This is a genomic window from Rhodococcus sp. BP-316 (genome assembly GCF_019836105.1).
Lineage (GTDB): Bacteria > Actinomycetota > Actinomycetes > Mycobacteriales > Mycobacteriaceae > Rhodococcoides.
The window spans coordinates 114040-130900 of record NZ_JABUEE010000002.1; the positions used below are offsets into that span (position 1 = coordinate 114040).

General features: G+C 69.0%; 16 protein-coding genes. 2 read left to right on the top strand and 14 right to left on the bottom strand.

The annotated features are described in order from the left end of the window. Positions 1 to 82: 82 nt before the first annotated feature. Entirely contained in the window at positions 83 to 778 is a 696-nt protein-coding gene (locus tag HQ312_RS03870) for a YitT family protein (RefSeq protein ID WP_222637873.1), read from the top strand. Here HQ312_RS03870 and HQ312_RS03875 read toward each other — a convergent pair. Then, positions 721 to 1113 carry a hypothetical protein gene (locus HQ312_RS03875; protein WP_027506026.1) on the bottom strand — a complete coding sequence of 131 codons (393 nt, stop codon included), beginning with the start codon at positions 1111 to 1113 and terminating at the stop codon, positions 721 to 723. The two genes, HQ312_RS03870 and HQ312_RS03875, sit on opposite strands and share 58 nt — an antisense overlap. Before the next feature lie 135 nt (positions 1114 to 1248). On the opposite strand from HQ312_RS03875, the gene HQ312_RS03880 reads away from it, so the two are divergent. Beyond that, positions 1249 to 1950 carry a type 1 glutamine amidotransferase domain-containing protein gene (locus HQ312_RS03880; protein ID WP_204869380.1) on the top strand — a complete coding sequence of 234 codons (702 nt, stop codon included), beginning with the start codon at positions 1249 to 1251 and terminating at the stop codon, positions 1948 to 1950. Positions 1951 to 2074: 124 nt separating this feature from the next. On the opposite strand, the gene nuoN is transcribed toward HQ312_RS03880, so the two are convergent. The 13 genes from nuoN to HQ312_RS03945 are packed head-to-tail and all read right to left on the bottom strand — an operon-like array spanning position 2075 to position 16850. Beyond that, complete coding sequence (gene nuoN, locus HQ312_RS03885) at positions 2075 to 3604, bottom strand: NADH-quinone oxidoreductase subunit NuoN (protein ID WP_222637874.1); 1530 nt, start codon at positions 3602 to 3604, stop codon at positions 2075 to 2077. Next, a complete protein-coding gene (locus HQ312_RS03890) occupies positions 3601 to 5148 on the bottom strand; it encodes an NADH-quinone oxidoreductase subunit M (RefSeq protein ID WP_222637875.1) in 1548 nt (515 codons plus the stop codon). The genes nuoN and HQ312_RS03890 overlap by 4 nt, the downstream gene beginning before the upstream one ends. Next, positions 5145 to 7031: an NADH-quinone oxidoreductase subunit L gene (gene nuoL, locus HQ312_RS03895; protein ID WP_222637876.1), complete on the bottom strand. Its 1887-nt coding sequence runs from the start codon at positions 7029 to 7031 to the stop codon at positions 5145 to 5147. Before nuoL ends, HQ312_RS03890 begins: the two co-directional genes overlap by 4 nt. 1 nt (position 7032) lies before the next feature. Next, entirely contained in the window at positions 7033 to 7332 is a 300-nt protein-coding gene (gene nuoK, locus HQ312_RS03900) for an NADH-quinone oxidoreductase subunit NuoK (RefSeq protein ID WP_056440973.1), read from the bottom strand. After that, positions 7329 to 8027 carry an NADH-quinone oxidoreductase subunit J gene (locus HQ312_RS03905; RefSeq protein ID WP_222637877.1) on the bottom strand — a complete coding sequence of 233 codons (699 nt, stop codon included), beginning with the start codon at positions 8025 to 8027 and terminating at the stop codon, positions 7329 to 7331. The genes nuoK and HQ312_RS03905 overlap by 4 nt, the downstream gene beginning before the upstream one ends. Beyond that, a complete protein-coding gene (gene nuoI, locus HQ312_RS03910) occupies positions 8024 to 8548 on the bottom strand; it encodes an NADH-quinone oxidoreductase subunit NuoI (protein ID WP_027506032.1) in 525 nt (174 codons plus the stop codon). Before nuoI ends, HQ312_RS03905 begins: the two co-directional genes overlap by 4 nt. Continuing rightward, the gene (gene nuoH / locus HQ312_RS03915; RefSeq protein ID WP_222637878.1) at positions 8541 to 9815 is read right to left on the bottom strand and encodes an NADH-quinone oxidoreductase subunit NuoH; all 1275 of its coding nucleotides are present in this window, start codon (positions 9813 to 9815) and stop codon (positions 8541 to 8543) included. Before nuoH ends, nuoI begins: the two co-directional genes overlap by 8 nt. Further along, positions 9812 to 12187 (bottom strand): NADH-quinone oxidoreductase subunit G, encoded by a 2376-nt coding sequence (locus HQ312_RS03920; RefSeq protein ID WP_222637879.1) that lies wholly within the window; start codon positions 12185 to 12187, stop codon positions 9812 to 9814. Before HQ312_RS03920 ends, nuoH begins: the two co-directional genes overlap by 4 nt. Next, positions 12184 to 13500: an NADH-quinone oxidoreductase subunit NuoF gene (gene nuoF / locus HQ312_RS03925; RefSeq protein ID WP_222629538.1), complete on the bottom strand. Its 1317-nt coding sequence runs from the start codon at positions 13498 to 13500 to the stop codon at positions 12184 to 12186. The genes HQ312_RS03920 and nuoF overlap by 4 nt, the downstream gene beginning before the upstream one ends. Beyond that, a complete protein-coding gene (gene nuoE, locus HQ312_RS03930) occupies positions 13497 to 14345 on the bottom strand; it encodes an NADH-quinone oxidoreductase subunit NuoE (protein ID WP_082544271.1) in 849 nt (282 codons plus the stop codon). The genes nuoF and nuoE overlap by 4 nt, the downstream gene beginning before the upstream one ends. Continuing rightward, positions 14342 to 15652, bottom strand: coding sequence for an NADH dehydrogenase (quinone) subunit D (nuoD, locus tag HQ312_RS03935; protein WP_222637880.1), 1311 nt, complete (start codon positions 15650 to 15652; stop codon positions 14342 to 14344). The genes nuoE and nuoD overlap by 4 nt, the downstream gene beginning before the upstream one ends. Further along, positions 15652 to 16299, bottom strand: coding sequence for an NADH-quinone oxidoreductase subunit C (locus HQ312_RS03940; RefSeq protein WP_222637881.1), 648 nt, complete (start codon positions 16297 to 16299; stop codon positions 15652 to 15654). Before HQ312_RS03940 ends, nuoD begins: the two co-directional genes overlap by 1 nt. Continuing rightward, positions 16296 to 16850, bottom strand: a complete 555-nt coding sequence (locus HQ312_RS03945; protein WP_027506037.1) for an NADH-quinone oxidoreductase subunit B family protein — start codon at positions 16848 to 16850, stop codon at positions 16296 to 16298. Before HQ312_RS03945 ends, HQ312_RS03940 begins: the two co-directional genes overlap by 4 nt. Between the last annotated feature and the right edge of the window lie 11 nt (positions 16851 to 16861).

A 16861-nucleotide genomic window follows, 5' to 3' on the forward strand; every position in this document is an offset into this window, starting at 1 on the left:
TTCCGGTACGAGGACCGATATTCAGTCCACTGCCGGTCGGTGGACTGGACTCGAGCAGTGGACGGGCGGACAGACTCGAGACATGAACGCCCGCGACCTCGCACTCCGGACCACCCTGCTCGTGGGTGGCCTCACGCTCTACGGCACGTCGATGGCCATGATGATCACCGGTGGTCTCGGGCTCAACCCGTGGGACGTGTTCCACCAGGGGCTGGCCGCACGGCTCCCGATCAGTTTCGGGGCGATCACGGCGGTGACCGGCGTGATGGTGCTGCTGCTGTGGATCCCGTTGCGTCAGCGGCCGGGCATCGGAACCGTCGCGAACATCGTCATCATCGCGGTGAGCGTCGACCTCGCGCTGGACTGGCTGCCCGATGTCACCTCGGTCCCGTCACGCGCAGCGCTGCTCACCGGAGGAGTCGTGCTCAACGGACTCGCCACGGCGGCCTACATCTCGGCCGGCCTGGGCGCGGGTCCGCGCGACGGCCTGATGACAGGACTCGTCGCGCGGACCGGACTGTCCGTGCGCCTGGTGCGCACGGCCATCGAACTCGCGGTGCTGGGAACCGGATGGCTCCTCGGCGGCACGGCCGGTGTGGGGACGGTGCTGTACGCGCTCGCGATCGGCCCGCTGGTGCACTTCTTCCTCGGCGTGATGCCCCAGAAGTTCACGGCCCAGAAGTTCACGGCCCGGAAGTGCACGGTGCGAGCAGGAGGAGATCACTCCTCGGTGGAGAGCTCCGAACCGGCCGACAGGATCCCGACCGAGACACCGTAGGGAAGGAAGCGGACCTTGCGATTCGGATCCACGTTGTCCCGGTGGGCACGCAGAGCATCGAGTTCGGTCGCGAAGACCTGATCGACGCTCGCCGACCCGTCGGAGTCGACGGAGTAGACGGCCCACACCCCGTCGCCCTTCTGACCCGTGGTCTCCGGCTCCGGGGTGGACTTGGTCGCGGCGGGCGTGAACATGCCGACCCACGGAGCGCCTCCGCCCGACTGATCGGCCATCTTCATGGCCTGGCCCAGCATGTCCCGCAGGCCCTCGCCCGCTTCGCGAGCGACGCGCTCGAAGTCCTCGGGATCGAAACCGAACTGTCCTTTACCGCTCATGGTGTACCTCGCAGAGTGTGGTGTGACGGGCTTTACTCCCCCAACGACCGGTGAGCTTCATCCGTTCCCGGGTCAGTGCGGCGCGGACGGGTACACCATGACGGCAAGTACCCCTCGACGAACGGACATCACCGCATGACGAAGCTTCTGTACGTGGTCACCGGATCGGATCACTGGACGCTGAAGGACGGAACCGCGCACCCCACCGGGTACTGGGCGGAGGAGCTCGTCGAGTCGCACCGGACCTTCACCGAGGCCGGCTGGGACATCGTCGTCGCGACGCCCGGTGGTGTGACCCCGACCGTCGACGAGGGATCGCTGGCCGTCGAGGCGAACGGCGGCGACGAGGCGAAGGTCGCCGATCTGAAGTCGTACCTGGAGTCGGTGAAGGACGTGCTCGCGTCACCCGCGCGCCTCGAGGATCAGACGGCGTCGTCCTTCGACGCGGTCTTCGTCCCCGGTGGCCACGGTCCGATGGAGGACCTCGCGGTGTCGGACGACTTCGGCGCCCTGGTCACCGAGTTCCTCGACTCGGGCAAGATCGTGTCGGCCGTGTGCCACGCACCCGCCGCGCTGCTGTCGGCGAAGCGCGACGACGGCAGCTGGCCCTTCTCCGGCTACCAGCTCACGGGCTTCACCAACCAGGAGGAGGAGCAGGCCGGACTGGCCGACAAGGCGCCCTGGCTGCTCGAGACCCGTCTGCGCGACGGTGGAGCGAGCTTCTCGGCGGCGGATGCCTGGTCGCCCCACGTCATCGTCGACCGCACCGTCTACACCGGCCAGAACCCGGCATCGACCAAGGCATTGGCGGATCGGCTCGTCGCTGCTCTGAGCTGACGGCACCCCGGCTGACTCCCGGCGCCCGCTGACCCCCCCCGCGAGTACGTCCACACTGTCGCGATTCCACGCCGATTCACGACGCTTCGGACGTACTCGCCGGGAGCGGGCGGGGGGAAGGGGGTCAGACCATCGCGGCTGCAGCCCGCTCGGCCAGGTCGAGCAGCGGTTGCGGGAAGACCCCGAGCACCACGGTGGCGACGGCCGAGACGGCGACGGCCACGGTCGCGCCCGTTCCGTGGGTGATCGTCGCCGAGGGTCCCTCCGGTTCGGTGAAGAACAGCACCACGATGACGCGGATGTAGAACGACGCGGCGATGGCACTGCTGACGACGCCGACGATCACCAGCACGGCACCGCCGTCCTCGAGTGCGGCCTGGAAGACGGCGAACTTGCTCGTGAAGCCGCTCGTCAACGGGATGCCGGCGAAGGCGAGCAGGAACAGCGCGAAGGCCGCTGCGGTCAGGGGCGACGATCGTCCGAGGCCCGCCCACCGGGACAGTTCGGTGACCTCGCCGCCCTGATCCCGCACGAGGGACACCACGGCGAAGGCGCCGAGTGTGCTGAAGGCGTAGGCCGCGAGATAGAACAGCGTGGCGGACACGCCCGCCGCTCCCGCGGAGACACCCGTGAGGATGAAGCCCGCGTGGGCGATCGACGAGTACGCCAGCATCCGCGTGACGTCGGTCTGCGTCACCGCGATCACGGCTCCCACGAGCATGGTGACGATGGCGACGGCCCACAGCATCGGCCGCCACGCGTCCTGGAGATCGGGCACGCCCACGACGAGAATGCGCAGCAGCGCTCCGAAGGCCGCCACCTTCGTGGCCGAGGCCATGAACGCGGTCACGGGCGTGGGTGCGCCCTGGTACACGTCGGGGATCCACGAATGGAACGGCACCGCACCGACTTTGAACAGCAGGCCGACGGCCACGAGACCGACCCCCAGCACGCCGAGAACCTGGTCCCCGTCGGCCACGTCGGCGATGTCGTCGAGTCGGACGCTGCCTGCGTAGCCGTAGAGCAGCGCCGTGCCGAACAGGAAGAAGGCCGACGAGAACGCTCCGAGGAGGAAGTACTTGAGCGACGCCTCCTGGGACAGCAGACGCCGACGACGCGCGAGACCGCACAGCAGGTACAGCGGGAGCGAGAGCACCTCCAGCGCGACGAACATGCTCAGCAGATCGTTCGAGGCCGGCAACACCATCATGCCGCCGACGGCGAACAGGGTGAGCGGGTAGATCTCGGTACGGGTGACCCGGGCAGTGACGGCACGGGCCTCGGCGACCGTGCCCGGCACCGTGGACGCCGCGGGCGTGAAGGCATCGACCGCAGCCACTTCGGGATGGTCGGACGAGCGATGCGCCATCAGTACGACCGACGCCGCGGACACCGCGACGATGACCCCCTGCAGGAACAGTGTGGGCCCGTCCACGGCCACCGACCCCACCGCGGCGACGGTGCTGGTTCCGGCCAGCGCGACGACGGCGGCGAACGCTGCCGCGAGTGCGCCGAGGGCGAGCACGAGATGGGTGACGCGGCGCCGATCGGCGGGAACGAACGCCTCGACCAGGACGCCGATCACCGCGGCCGCCAGCACGATGATCATGGGCGACAGCAGGCTGTACTCGAGGGACGGGGTGTCGATGGTCATGGCGCGGCCACTCCTGTCTCGAGTTGCTCGACCGATGTGCGTTCGACGGCCGGCGTGAGGATGTCCAGCGCGGGTCTCGGGTACACGCCCAGCGCGATGACGAGCACGAGAAGTGGCGCGACGACGGCGATCTCGCGCGGCACGAGATCGCGGATCCGTTCCGAGCCGGCGGCGACGGGCCCGGTCATCACCCGTTGATACAGCCACAGCACGTAGATCGCCGAGAGCACCAGCGCCGACGCCGCGATCACCGCCGCGACGCCGTAGCGCGGGAACGTTCCCACGAGGACCAGAAATTCGCTGACGAACGGGGCGAGTCCGGGAAGCGACAGAGTGGCCAGTCCGGCGACGAGGAACGTGCCGGCGAGCACGGGCGCCACCTTCTGCACACCCCCGTGGTCGGCGATGACCGCGCTCCCGCGCCGGGTGACGAGGAACCCTGCGACGAGGAACAGTGCGGCCGTGGCGATCCCGTGGTTCACCATGTACAGCGCGGACCCCGCCTGCGACTGGCTCGTCATGGCGAAGATGCCGAGGATGATGAACCCGAAGTGCGAGATGGAGGTGTACGCGATGAGGCGCATGATGTCGGTCGCGCCGATCGCCAGCACCGCGCCGTAGACGATCCCGACGACGGCGAGCGTGATCACCGCCGGCGCGAAGGTCGCCGACGACTCCGGGAACAGCTGCAGGCAGTACCGCAGCATCCCGAAGGTGCCCACCTTGTCGACGACGGCCATCATCAGTACCGCGGTCGCCGGGGTGCTCTCGGTCGCCGCGCCGGGCAACCAGGTGTGCAGCGGCCACAGCGGCGCCTTCACGGCGAAGGCCACGAGGAATCCCAGGAACAGCGCGTTCAGCACGCCGGGCGAGGCGCCGAGTTCGCCGGCCGCCGCGGCGTCCGCGATGGCGCGCAGGTCGAACGTGCCCGCCGAGAAGGGACTCGCATCCGAGGCGGTGACGACGTACAGGCCGATGACGGCCGCCAGCATGACGAGCCCGCCCGCGAGGTTGTAGAGCAGGAAGGTCACCGCGGCGGAACGCGCTCGTCCGGCGTCACGGCCGAAGCCGCCGATGAGGAAGTACATCGGCACGAGCATGGCCTCGAAGAAGAGGTAGAAGAGCAGGATGTCGAGGGAGACGAACGAGACCATGACCATCGACTCGACGACGAGGATCAACGCGACGTAGGTGTGGGTGCGGCGTGAGCGCGACGCGGGCGGGGTGTCGTTCCACCCGGCCAGCAGGAGGATCGGTACCAGGACCGCGGTCAGCAGTACGAGAGTCAGTGCGATGCCGTCGATCCCGAGTGTGTAGCCCGCACCGAAGCTCGGGATCCACTCGTGCTCCTCCACGAACTGGTATCCCGGCGCGCCCGCCTCGAATCCGATCGCACACAGCACGGCGAGGATCAGCACGACGCACGATGTCGTGAGCCCCACCGCGCGGGCGGCCGGAGACCGGGTGGGCGGCACGGCGATCACTACCAGCGCTCCGATCAGCGGGACGAGCCAGAGCGCGCTCAGCACGGGAAGGTCGGTCATCGCGTCACTCCCAGTGCCACGGTCAGGGCGACGACCACCAGGACGGCCCCGGCGAACATCGAGAGGGCGTACGACCGGACGAACCCGTTCTGCCACCGGCGCAGTCGTGTGGAGGACTCCCGGACCGCGGTGGCGACGGCACTCACCACTCCCTCGACGCCGACGCGGTCGGCGGTGACCACCGCGGCGGTCGCCCGCTGACCCGGCCGCATGAAGACGGCCTCGTTCACCGCGTCCCCGTACAGATCTCGGCGAGCGGCCGCGGTGAGGACCGACCCCGTGGGTGCGGTCACCGGGACCGCCGATCGGCCGTACATGCGCACGGCCACGCCCACCCCCGAGGCGACGGTCACGAGCACCGCGAGGGTGACGGCCCACGCGGGTACGAGGTGTGCGGGGTCGTGTTCTCCGACGACCGGGGCGAGCCATACCTCCAATCGGGTGCCGATCGCGAGAAGCGCACCGGCACCGACGGATCCGACGGCCAGCACGATCATCGGGCCGGTCATGCTCGCGGGTGCCTCGTGCGGGTGGACTCCGCTGCGCCACCGCCGCTCGCCGAAGAACGTGAGGATCATGACCCGCGTCATGTAGAAGGCGGTGAGTCCCGCGCCGACCAGGGTGGCCGCGCCGAGTGCCGCACCCTTCGCACCGCCGGCGTCGATCGCGGCCTCGATGATGCCGTCCTTCGAGAAGAACCCCGAGAACGGTGGGACACCGATGATGGCGAGATAGGCCAGCCCGAACGTCACGTAGGTGATCGGCAGGACGGTGCGCAGTCCGCCGTACCGCCGCATGTCCGTCTCGTCGTTCGTCGCGTGCATCACGGACCCGGCGCCGAGGAACAGGCCGGCCTTGAAGAATCCGTGCGTGAGCAGGTGCAGGATCGCGACCGCGTACCCGGCGGGGCCGAGACCGGCCGCGAGCACCATGTACCCGATCTGGCTCATCGTCGACGCGGCCAGAGCCTTCTTGATGTCGTCCTTCGCGCAGCCGATGACGGCCCCGAAGAGCAGCGTCACGGCGCCGACCAGCACGACGACGTTCTGGGCGGCCGGGGACGCCTCGAAGACGGGCCCGGACCGGACGATGAGGTACACACCGGCGGTGACCATCGTCGCGGCGTGGATGAGCGCCGAGACGGGCGTCGGGCCCTCCATCGCGTCGCCCAGCCACGATTGCAGCGGCACCTGCGCCGACTTGCCGCACGCGGCGAGCAGGAGGACGAGGCAGAGGGCGGTCGCGGTGCCATCGCCCATGCCGTCGACTCCGGCGAACACGTCGTCGTACGAGACGGATCCGACGGACGAGATCATGATCATCAGCGCGACGGCCAGTCCGATGTCGCCGACACGATTGACGACGAACGCCTTGCGTGCGGCCGAGGCCGCCGACGGACGGGTGGACCAGAACCCGATCAACAGGTACGACGCGAGGCCCACGCCCTCCCATCCGACGTACAGGCCGAGGAAGTTGTCCGCCATGACCAGCAGCAGCATCGCGGCCACGAACAGATTGAGGTACGCGAAGAATCGGCGGCGCGCGGGATCGTCCCGCATGTACCCGATCGAGTACACGTGGATGAGGGTTCCGACGCCGGTGATGAGCAGGACGAAGCACACCGACAGCTGGTCGAGGCGGAGACCGAACTCGATCTGCAGCGACTCGACCGGAACGTAGGTGAAGACCGTCTGCGAGAGCGCGCGGTCCTCCGCTGCCCGCCCGGCCATGTCGACGAAGGCGACGACGGCCAGCGCGAACGACGCGAGCATCGCCGCGCACGCGAGGAGGTGGCCCCACGCATCGCTCCGGCGTCCACCCAGCAGCAGCACGACGGCTCCGGCGAGGGGAATGAGCGGCAGCAGAACCAGAGTCGTCGCCATGTCAGTACTTCAACAGACTGTCGTCGTCGACCGAGACGGATCGACGAGAGCGGAAGATCGCCATGATGACGGCCAGACCCACCACCACCTCGGCGGCGGCGACGACCATCGTGAAGAACGCGAAGACCTGTCCGTCCAGGCCGCCGTGCATCCGCGAGAACGTCACGAAGGCCAGGTTCGCGGCGTTGAGCATCAGCTCGATGCACATGAATACGACGATGGCGTTGCGGCGCAGGAGGACACCGGCGGCGCCGATGGTGAACAGGGCCGCGGACAGGTACAGGTAGTACTCCGGGTTCATCGGCTCGGCCCGTCGCGGAACTGCCGACTGACCGACGACTCGGCGTCGCTGCCGTCGGGGAGACGAGCGGGCCGGTCCACACCGTTGTGGCGTGCGTAGACACCTGGGCTCGGCAGCGGTGTCACGCGGTCTCCGAACCGGAACCTGTCCTGCGACAGCTCCTTCTGGGTTCTGGTCCGGCCGACGGCGTCCCGGTGGGTCAGCACCATGGCACCGATCGTGGCAGTGATGAGCAGCGCTCCGGTGAGCTCGAAGGCCCACACGTAGCGCACGAACACCAGCTCGGCGAGCCCCTCGACGTTCGCCGGCGACTGCGCGGTGAAGCCGCGGAAGTCGCTCAGCGCGGCATTGCCGAGCCCCCCGATCAGCAGGACACCGAATCCGAGACCCACGACGATGGCCGCGATGCGGTGCCCCCGTAGCGATTCGACGAGCGAGTCCGACGAGTCCACCCCCACGAGCATGAGTACGAAGAGGAAGAGCATCATCACGGCGCCGGTGTAGACCACGATCTGGACGACACCGAGGAAGACGGCACCCTGGACGATGTAGAAGATCGCGAGCACCACCATCGTCGATGCCAGGAACAGAGCCGAGTACACGGCTTTCGCCGACGCCACGACGCCCAGCGCGCCGATGAGAGCGAGCGGGGCGAGGATCCAGAAGGCGATGGCCTCGGCGGTCGAGACGATCATCGGTCCGCCTCCCGCCGGGCGATGACGGCCCCGCGGTAGTAGTCCTCGTCGGTGGCGCCGTCGGCCATGGCGTGCGGGGGCGCGTCCATCCCCTCGGCGAGCGAGGCCAACAGATCGGTCTTCTCGTAGATCAGATCGGCGCGGTTGTCGTCGGCCATCTCGTACTCGTTGGTCATGGTCAGGGCGCGGGTGGGGCACGCCTCGATGCACAGACCGCACCCGATGCACCGCAGGTAGTTGATCTGGTAGACGCGCCCGTACCGTTCGCCGGGCGAGTACCGCTCGGTCTCCGTGTTGTCGGCGCCCTCGACGTAGATGGCGTCGGCGGGGCACGCCCACGCGCACAGTTCGCAGCCGATGCACTTCTCCAGGCCGTCCGCGTAGCGATTCAGCTGGTGACGGCCGTGGTACCGCGTCGCCGTCGGTACCTTCTCCTCCGGATACGACTCGGTCTCCGGCTTCTTGAACATGGTGGCGAAGGTGACGCCGAAACCCGCGACAGGTCCCAGGAATTCAGGCATCGGTCGTCTCCTTGGTGATGGGTCGAGGGCGTGCCGGACCGGGTGAGCGGTCCGGCATCGGAGGCACGGGGAACCCGCCCGCCGCGGCATCGACCCCCTGCTGGTCCGCCGTCGCACCGGAGTGGGTCCGTTCCAGGCGCCCACGCCGTAGCGTCCGGGCGAGCACGGCGATCAGGGCGGCGGTGTAGACCAGTGACACCACCACGGTGACCGGCCGGACGTGCGGGGAGTCGAGGAGGAGGACGCGCACGGCCGCGATGACCATGATCCACAGCAGCGCAGCGGGAATGAGCACCTTCCACCCGAAGTTCATGAACTGGTCGTAGCGCAGGCGTGGCAGGGTGCTGCGGAGCCAGACGAAGACGAACAGGAAGCCCCACACCTTGATCGTGAACCAAAGAACGGGCCACCAGCCCTGATTGGCGCCGTCCCACAGGCTGATCGGGAAGGGGGCGCGCCAGCCGCCGAGAAAAAGCGTGGTCGCGAGCGCCGAGACGGTGACCATGTTCACGTACTCCGCGAGCATGAACATGGCGAACCGGAGCGAGGAGTACTCGGTGTGGAATCCGCCGACCAGTTCGCCCTCCGCCTCGGGGAGATCGAACGGCGCACGGTTGGTCTCGCCCACCATCGAGGTGATGTAGACGAGGAACGACGGCAGCAGCATCACGACGAACCACAGGCGCTCCTGCGAGGCGACGATGCCGGACGTCGACATGGTGCCCGCGTAGAGGAACACGGCCGCGAAGCTCAGGCCCATGGCCACCTCGTACGAGATCACCTGCGCGGTCGAGCGCAGTGCTCCCAGAAGCGGATACGTGGAACCGGACGACCACCCGGCCAGGACGATGCCGTACACACCGATCGAGGTCACGGCCAGGATGTAGAGCACCGCGACGGGCATGTCGGTCAGCTGGAGCGGCGTGATGTGCCCGAACACCGACACGGTAGGGCCGAACGGGATCACGGCGAAGGCCATGAAGGCGGGGACGACCGAGATGATCGGTGCCAGCAGGTAGATCGGACGGTCCACGCCCCTCGGGACGATCCCCTCCTTCATGGCGAGCTTCACACCGTCGGCGAGGCTCTGCAGGATGCCCCACGGCCCGACCCTGTTGGGGCCGATGCGCATCTGCATCCAGGCCATGACCTTGCGCTCGGCGTAGATCGCGATGAGCGGTGTCAGCACTAGGAAGCCGAAGACGGCGAGCGCCTTGGCGACGACCAGCCACAGTGGGTCGATCCCGAAGACGGAGAGGTCGGTCATGACGGGGCTCCTGCCGAGAGACGCACGGCGGCACCGGGTGCGACGTGGAGGGTCGCACTGACGCGGGACGGTGCCGAGTTCCACGGCAGCCACACCACGTGGTCCGGCATGGCGGTGACGCGGAGCGGCAGCGTGATCGACCCCGAGTCGGTGGAGACGGTCAGTGGCTCACCGTCGGACACCCCGGTGTCGGCCGCGGTCGCGGGCGACAGCCGGGCGACGGGGGTCCGCGCCGTGCCGGCGAGATCGGTCTCCCCGTCCTGCATCCGCCCGGCGTCGAGCAGCATCCGCCAGCCGGCCAGTACGGCGGTTCCTGCGCCGAGGGCGGTCGGTGCCGCGCTGCCGCGGTCCGGAACGTCGGGGGATCCGGGTGCCGACCCGGCCGCGTCGAGTTCGCGGCGTGCCGCGTCGGCGTCCGGCAGTCCGAGGCGGTGACCCATCTCGGTGGCGATCGCGTCGAGGACCCGCAGGTCGGCCATCATGGACGGCGTCGGGAGTGCTGCTCCGAACGTGCGCCGGCGGCCTTCCCAGGTGGTGAACGATCCGGCTTTCTGCGCGACGGCGGCGACCGGGAACACGACGTCGGCCCGGTCGGTCACCTCGCTGCTGCGCAGATCCAGTGCGACGACGAAGGGGGCTCGGTCGAGCGCGGCGCGGGCCGCGTCGGGATCGGGGAGGTCGTCGAGCTCGACACCGGCCACGACGAGCGCGCGGAGGTCGGCGCCGAGGATGCCGACCGTGTCCCGGCCCGGTGTCGCCGGCAGATCGTCGACACCCCACGCCGCGGCCACCGCGTGCCGAGCCGCGGGGTCGTCCACCCGGCGACCTCCGTGCAGAAGGGTGGGGAACGCACCCGAGTCGAGGGCGCCGCGGTCACCGGCACGGCGGGGGATCCACGCGACGCGGGCGCCGGTGGTGTCGGCGGTGCGCGCGACCGCGGCGAGGGTGCCGGGGCTCGACGCCGCGCGCTCGCCGACGAGGATCACCGCGCCCGGCACGCGCAGCTGGTCGAGCACGTCCGGGTCCGCCAGCCCCGCGGCCTCCGTCCCCGGCACCGTGGGACGCACGTCGGCTCTCAGCTTCGTGCTGCCGGGCGACGTGAAGGGCGCCAGTGTCAGTACGCGAGTGTGTCCCCCGCGCACTGCCTTCCGCAGGCGGAGGAAGACGATGGGGCTCTCCTCCTCCGGTTCGACGGACACGAGGACGACGATCGGTGCGTCCTCGAGTGCCGCGTACGTGACGTCGATCCCGCGGCCGGCCACCCGAGCGGACAGGAAGTCGGTCTCCTCCTCGGAGGTCTGGCGGGCCCGGAAGTCGATGTCGTTGGTACCCAGCGCGATCCGCGCGAACTTGCTGTAGGCATACGCGTCCTCGACGGTGAGACGGCCACCGGTGAGCACCCCGGCGTGTCCGCGAGCCTCCGCCAGGCCCCGAGCGGCCACCGCCAGGGCCTCCGACCACGACGCGGGCTCGAGGGTGGTTCCGCGTCGGACCAGCGGGGTGTCGAGGCGATCGGGCAGCGTGCCGTACGCGAACGCCCAGCGGCCCTTGTCGCAGCTCCATTCCTCGTTGACCTCGGGATCGTCGCCGGCCAACCGACGCAACACCTTTCCGCGGCGATGGTCCGTGCGCTGGGCGCACCCACTGGAGCAGTGCTCGCAGACGCTGGGAGTCGACACCAGGTCGAAGGGCCGCGCGCGGAATCGGTAGGCGGTGTTGGTGAGTGCACCCACCGGGCAGATCTGCACGGTGTTGCCGGAGAAGTACGACTCGAACGGCTCGGCGCCGTAGATGCCGACCTGTTGCAGCGCACCGCGTTCGAGCAGATCGATGAACGGGTCACCGGCGATCTGCTCGGAGAAGCGCGTGCACCGGGCGCAGAGGACGCACCGCTCCCGGTCGAGCAGGACCTCGGTCGACAGGGGGATCGGCTTGGGATACGTGCGTTTGGTCTCCGTGAAGCGCGACTCGGTGCGGCCGGTGGACATGGCCTGGTTCTGCAGCGGGCACTCGCCACCCTTGTCGCACACCGGGCAGTCGAGCGGATGGTTGATCAGGAGCAGTTCCATCACTCCGCGCTGCGCCTTCTCGGCGATCTCCGAGCTGTGCTGCGTCCGGATCACCATGCCGTCGGACACCGTGGTGGTGCACGACGCCAAGGGCTTGCGTTGGCCCTCGACGTCGACCAGGCACTGCCGGCACGCGCCGACCGGGTCGAGCAGCGGGTGGTCGCAGAACCGCGGGATCTGCACACCGAGCATCTCGGCCGCCCGGATGACCAGGGTGCCTTTCGGGACCGACATCGGGACGCCGTCGAGGGTGATGTCCACCGTCGTCTCGGCGCGCGCGCCGTCGTTCTGCACCGCGGTCATGTCAGTTGTCCTGCCATCAGGGTGGAGAGGTGCGGATCGAAGGGGCATCCACCCTGCTCCACGTGCGCCACGTACTCGTCCCGGAAGTGGGCGATCGACGAGACGATGGGGCTGGCCGCCCCGTCTCCCAACGCGCAGAACGACTTTCCCAGGATGCTGTCGGCGACGTCGAGCAGCTTCTGCAGGTCACCCTCCGATCCGGTGCCGTTCTCGAGGCGCGCGAGTATCTGCACCAGCCAGTAGGTGCCCTCGCGGCACGGGGTGCACTTCCCGCACGATTCGTGCGCGTAGAACTCGCTCCAGCGACGGACCGCGCGGACCACGCACGTCGTCTCGTCGAAGATCTGGAGTGCTTTCGTGCCGAGCATCGATCCCGCGGCACTCACGCCCTCGTAGTCGAGCGGGACGTCGAGGTGCTCGGCCGTGAAGATCGGGGTGGAGGATCCGCCGGGTGTCCAGAACTTCAGCGTGTGCCCGGCGCGGACACCGCCCGCGTGCTCGAGCAACTCGCGCAACGTGATGCCGAGCGGCGCCTCGTACTGTCCGGGGCGGGTGACGTGGCCGGAGAGCGAGTACAGCGTGAAGCCGGGTGACTTCTCACTGCCCATCGAGCGGAACCATTGCGTCCCGCGCGCCAGGACCGTCGGCACACTCGCGATGGACTCGACGTTGTTGACGACGGTGGGGCTCGCGTAGAGGCCCGCCACGGCGGGGAACGGTGGCCGCAGCCGGGGCTGGCCGCGGCGCCCCTCGAGGGAGTCGAGCAGTGCGGTCTCCTCGCCGCAGATGTAGGCGCCCGCCCCCGCATGGACGACGAGGTCCAGATCGAACCCGGAGCCCTGGATGTCCGTGCCCAGATACCCCGCGGCGTAGGCCTCGGCGACCGCGGCCTGCAGCCGCCGCAGCACCGGCACCACCTCACCGCGGAGGTAGACGAACGCGTGCGACGAGCGGATGGCGTACGCCGCGATCACGATGCCCTCGACCAGCGCGTGGGGTGTGGCCATCAGCAGCGGCATGTCCTTGCACGTGCCCGGCTCCGACTCGTCGGCGTTCACCACCAGGTAGTGCGGCACGGTCTGGTCCGCGGGTGTCGGGCCGTCCTGGGGGATGAAGCTCCACTTCGTGCCGGTGGGGAAGCCGGCGCCGCCGCGACCACGCAGGCCGGAGTCCTTGACCGTGCCGATCACCTCGTCGGGTGTCATCGCCAGGGCTGCGGCGAGACCGTCGTACCCGCCGTGGCGGCGGTAGGTGTCCAGAGTCCAGGACTCGGGCTCGTCCCAGTAGCGGCTCAGAACCGGGGTGAGTGTCACGGCCGGGCCTCCTTCGCTGCAGTGCCGTCCGGGCGGGGCACATCGGCCGACGGGGCGGGCGCGGGCTTGTCCGGGGTGGAGTCCGTCGGCGGCTCGGCTGCCGCCGCCGCGTCGGGTTCCGCGTGATCGGGGGCGCGCATGTCCTTCTCCCGCGCGACACGCAGGCCTGCCAGCGTCGCCTCGCCGGCGGTCGGTGCGTCGAGCGCGCCGGGCCGGGTGTCAGGGAAGCCCGCCAGGATGCGCGAGGTCTCGCGGAAGGTGCACAGGGTCGCACCGCGCGTCGGGGTGACCGGGCGCCCGGCGCGGAGTTCGTCGACCAGCGTGCGCGCCGACTCGGGAGTCTGGTTGTCGAAGAACTCCCAGTTCACCATCACCACCGGTGCGTAGTCGCAGGCGGCGTTGCACTCGATGTGTTCGAGCGTCACGGTGCCGTCCGTGACGCCGTCGAGGTGGTCGACGAGGGCCTCGTGAATGGCGTCCCCGCCCATCACGGCGCAGAGAGTGTTGGTGCACACGCCGACGAGGTAGTCGCCTGTCGGCTCGCGGCGGTACATCGAGTAGAACGTCGCCACCGCCGCGACCTCGGCACCCGTGAGGTCGAGTGTGTGCGAACAGAAGTCGATCGCGGCGGGGGTGAGGTACCCGTCCTCGGCCTGGAGCAGATGAAGGATCGGGATGATCGCGGACCGGGCGCGCGGGTAGCGGGCCACGATGGTGGCGGCGTCCGCCTCGAGGCGAGCCAGCACGTCCTCGGGGTAGGTCCGCCGGGCGCCTGGTCGCACGAGTTGGACGCGTTCCTCCGGACGGGGTCCGAAGGGTATCGCCACCGGTTCCCGTGCGCTCATCGGTCCACCCCACCCATCACGGGATCGATGCTCGCCACGGACGCGATCACGTCGGACACCATGCCGCCCTCGCACATCGCCGCGACGGCCTGCAGATTGGTGAACGACGGGTCCCGGAAGTGCACACGGTAGGGCCGGGATCCACCGTCGGAGACCATGTGCACACCCAGCTCGCCGCGGGGTGACTCCACCGCGACGTAGACCTGTCCCTCGGGCACGCGGATGCCCTCGGTGACGAGCTTGAAATGGTGGATCAGCGATTCCATCGATCCGTCCATGATCTTCTGCACGTGCTCGCGGGAGTTGCCCAGTCCGTCGGGGCCCGAGACCAGGTCCGCAGGCCACGCGATCTTCTTGTCCGACACCATCACGGGCCCCGGCGCCAGTCGGTCGAGGCACTGTTCGACGATCTTCAGCGACTCGCTCATCTCGTCGACACGGATGAGATACCGCGCGTAGCAGTCACTCTCCTGTTCGGTGATCACGTCGAACTCGTAGGTCTCGTAGCCGCAGTAGGGCTCCGTGCGACGGAGATCGTGGGGCAAGCCCGTGGCACGCAGCACCGGACCGGTGATCCCGAGTGCCATGCACCCGGTGAGATCGAGGTACCCGATGCCGCGGGTCCGACCCTTCCAGATGGGGTTGTCGTCCAGCATCGCGCTCATGTCGCGCAGGCGGATCGGCAACAGGTGCAGCAGGTCCCGGATCTTCGGCACGGCGTCGTCGGGCAGGTCCATCGCCAGCCCGCCCGGCCGGACGAACGCGTGATTCATCCGCAGGCCCGTGATCGTCTCGAAGATGTCGAGGATCAGTTCACGTTCCCGGAATCCGAAGAGCATGGCGGTGACCGCGCCGAGCTCCATGCCGCCGGTGGCCAGAGCGACCAGGTGCGAGGAGATGCGGTTGAGTTCCATCAGCAACACCCGGATCACGGTCGCGCGTTCCGGCACGTCGTCGGTGATGCCGAGCAGCTTCTCCACGCCGAGGCAGTACGCCGTCTCGTTGAAGAAGGGCGACAGGTAGTCCATCCGCGTCACGTAGGTGACGCCCTGCGTCCAGTTCCGGTACTCGAGGTTCTTCTCGATACCGGTGTGCAGGTAGCCGATTCCGCACCGCGCCTCGGTGACGGTCTCCCCCTCGATCTCGAGGATGAGGCGGAGGACCCCGTGCGTGGAGGGGTGCTGCGGTCCCATGTTGACGACGATGCGCTCCTCACCGGCGGTGCCGGCCAGGTCGACGATCTCGTCCCAGTCCTGGCCCGACGCGGTGTAGACGGTCGGCGTGGTGTGATCCTTCTCGAGTGTCATCAGTTGTACGACCTGCGCTGATCGGGGGGCGCGATCCGCGCGCCCTTGAACTCCACCGGGATGCCGCCCAGCGGGTAGTCCTTGCGTTGCGGGTGCCCCACCCAGTCGTCGGGCATCTCGATGCGTGTCAGGGACGGGTGCCCGTCGAACTCGATGCCGAAGAAGTCGTACGTCTCGCGCTCGTGCCAGTCGGTGGTGGGGTAGATGCCGCACAGCGACGGAACGTGCGGGTCGGACTCCGGCACAGACACTTCGAGACGCAACCGACGACCGTGCGTGATGGACTGCAGATGGTAGACGGCGTGCAGCTCGCGTCCGGTCTCGCCGGGCTGGTGGACGCCACTGACGCCGAGACACAATTCGAAGCGGAGTGCCTGATCGTCGCGTAGCGCGGACGCGACAGCGGGCAGGTGCGTACGCGCGATGTGCAGAGTCAGCTCACCGCGGTGGAGCACGGCACGCTCGACGGCGTCGTCCCAACGTTCGTCCCGAGCCGCGAGCGCCGACTCCAGTGCGTCCGCCACGACGTCGTGGTCCCCACCGAACGGTCGACTCGCGTTGTCGTGTCGGGGTTTCGGCGGCGCCAGTCGGCCGTAACCCGACGTGTCGCCCGAACCGCGCACTCCGAACATGCCCCGCGCTCTCATCGCAGCAGCGTCTTCGCGTCGATGACGGACGGAGAACTCAGCGCGGCCTTCTCGGTCTCGGCGATGGCCCTCTCGCGGTCGACGCCCAGCGGCATCGCCTGGATCGACGCGTGCAACTGCAGGATGGCGTTGATCAGCATCTCGGGCCGCGGCGGACAACCGGGCAGATAGATGTCGACCGGTACCACGTGGTCGACGCCCTGCACGATGGCGTAGTTGTTGAACATTCCTCCCGAGGATGCGCAGACACCCATCGCCAGAACCCATTTCGGCTCGGCCATCTGGTCGTACACCTGCCGGAGCACCGGTGCCATCTTCTGGCTCACCCGTCCCGCGACGATCATGAGATCGGCCTGGCGGGGGGAGGCGCGGAAGGCTTCCATACCGAACCGGGCGAGATCGAACCGGCCGGACGTCGTCGACATCATCTCGATCGCACAGCACGCCAGTCCGAAGGTCGCGGGCCACAGAGACCCCTTGCGGGCGAAGCCGGCGAGGCCTTCGACAGTGGTCAGCAGGAAGCCGCTCGGCAGCTTCTCTTCCAATCCCATGCGATCACTTC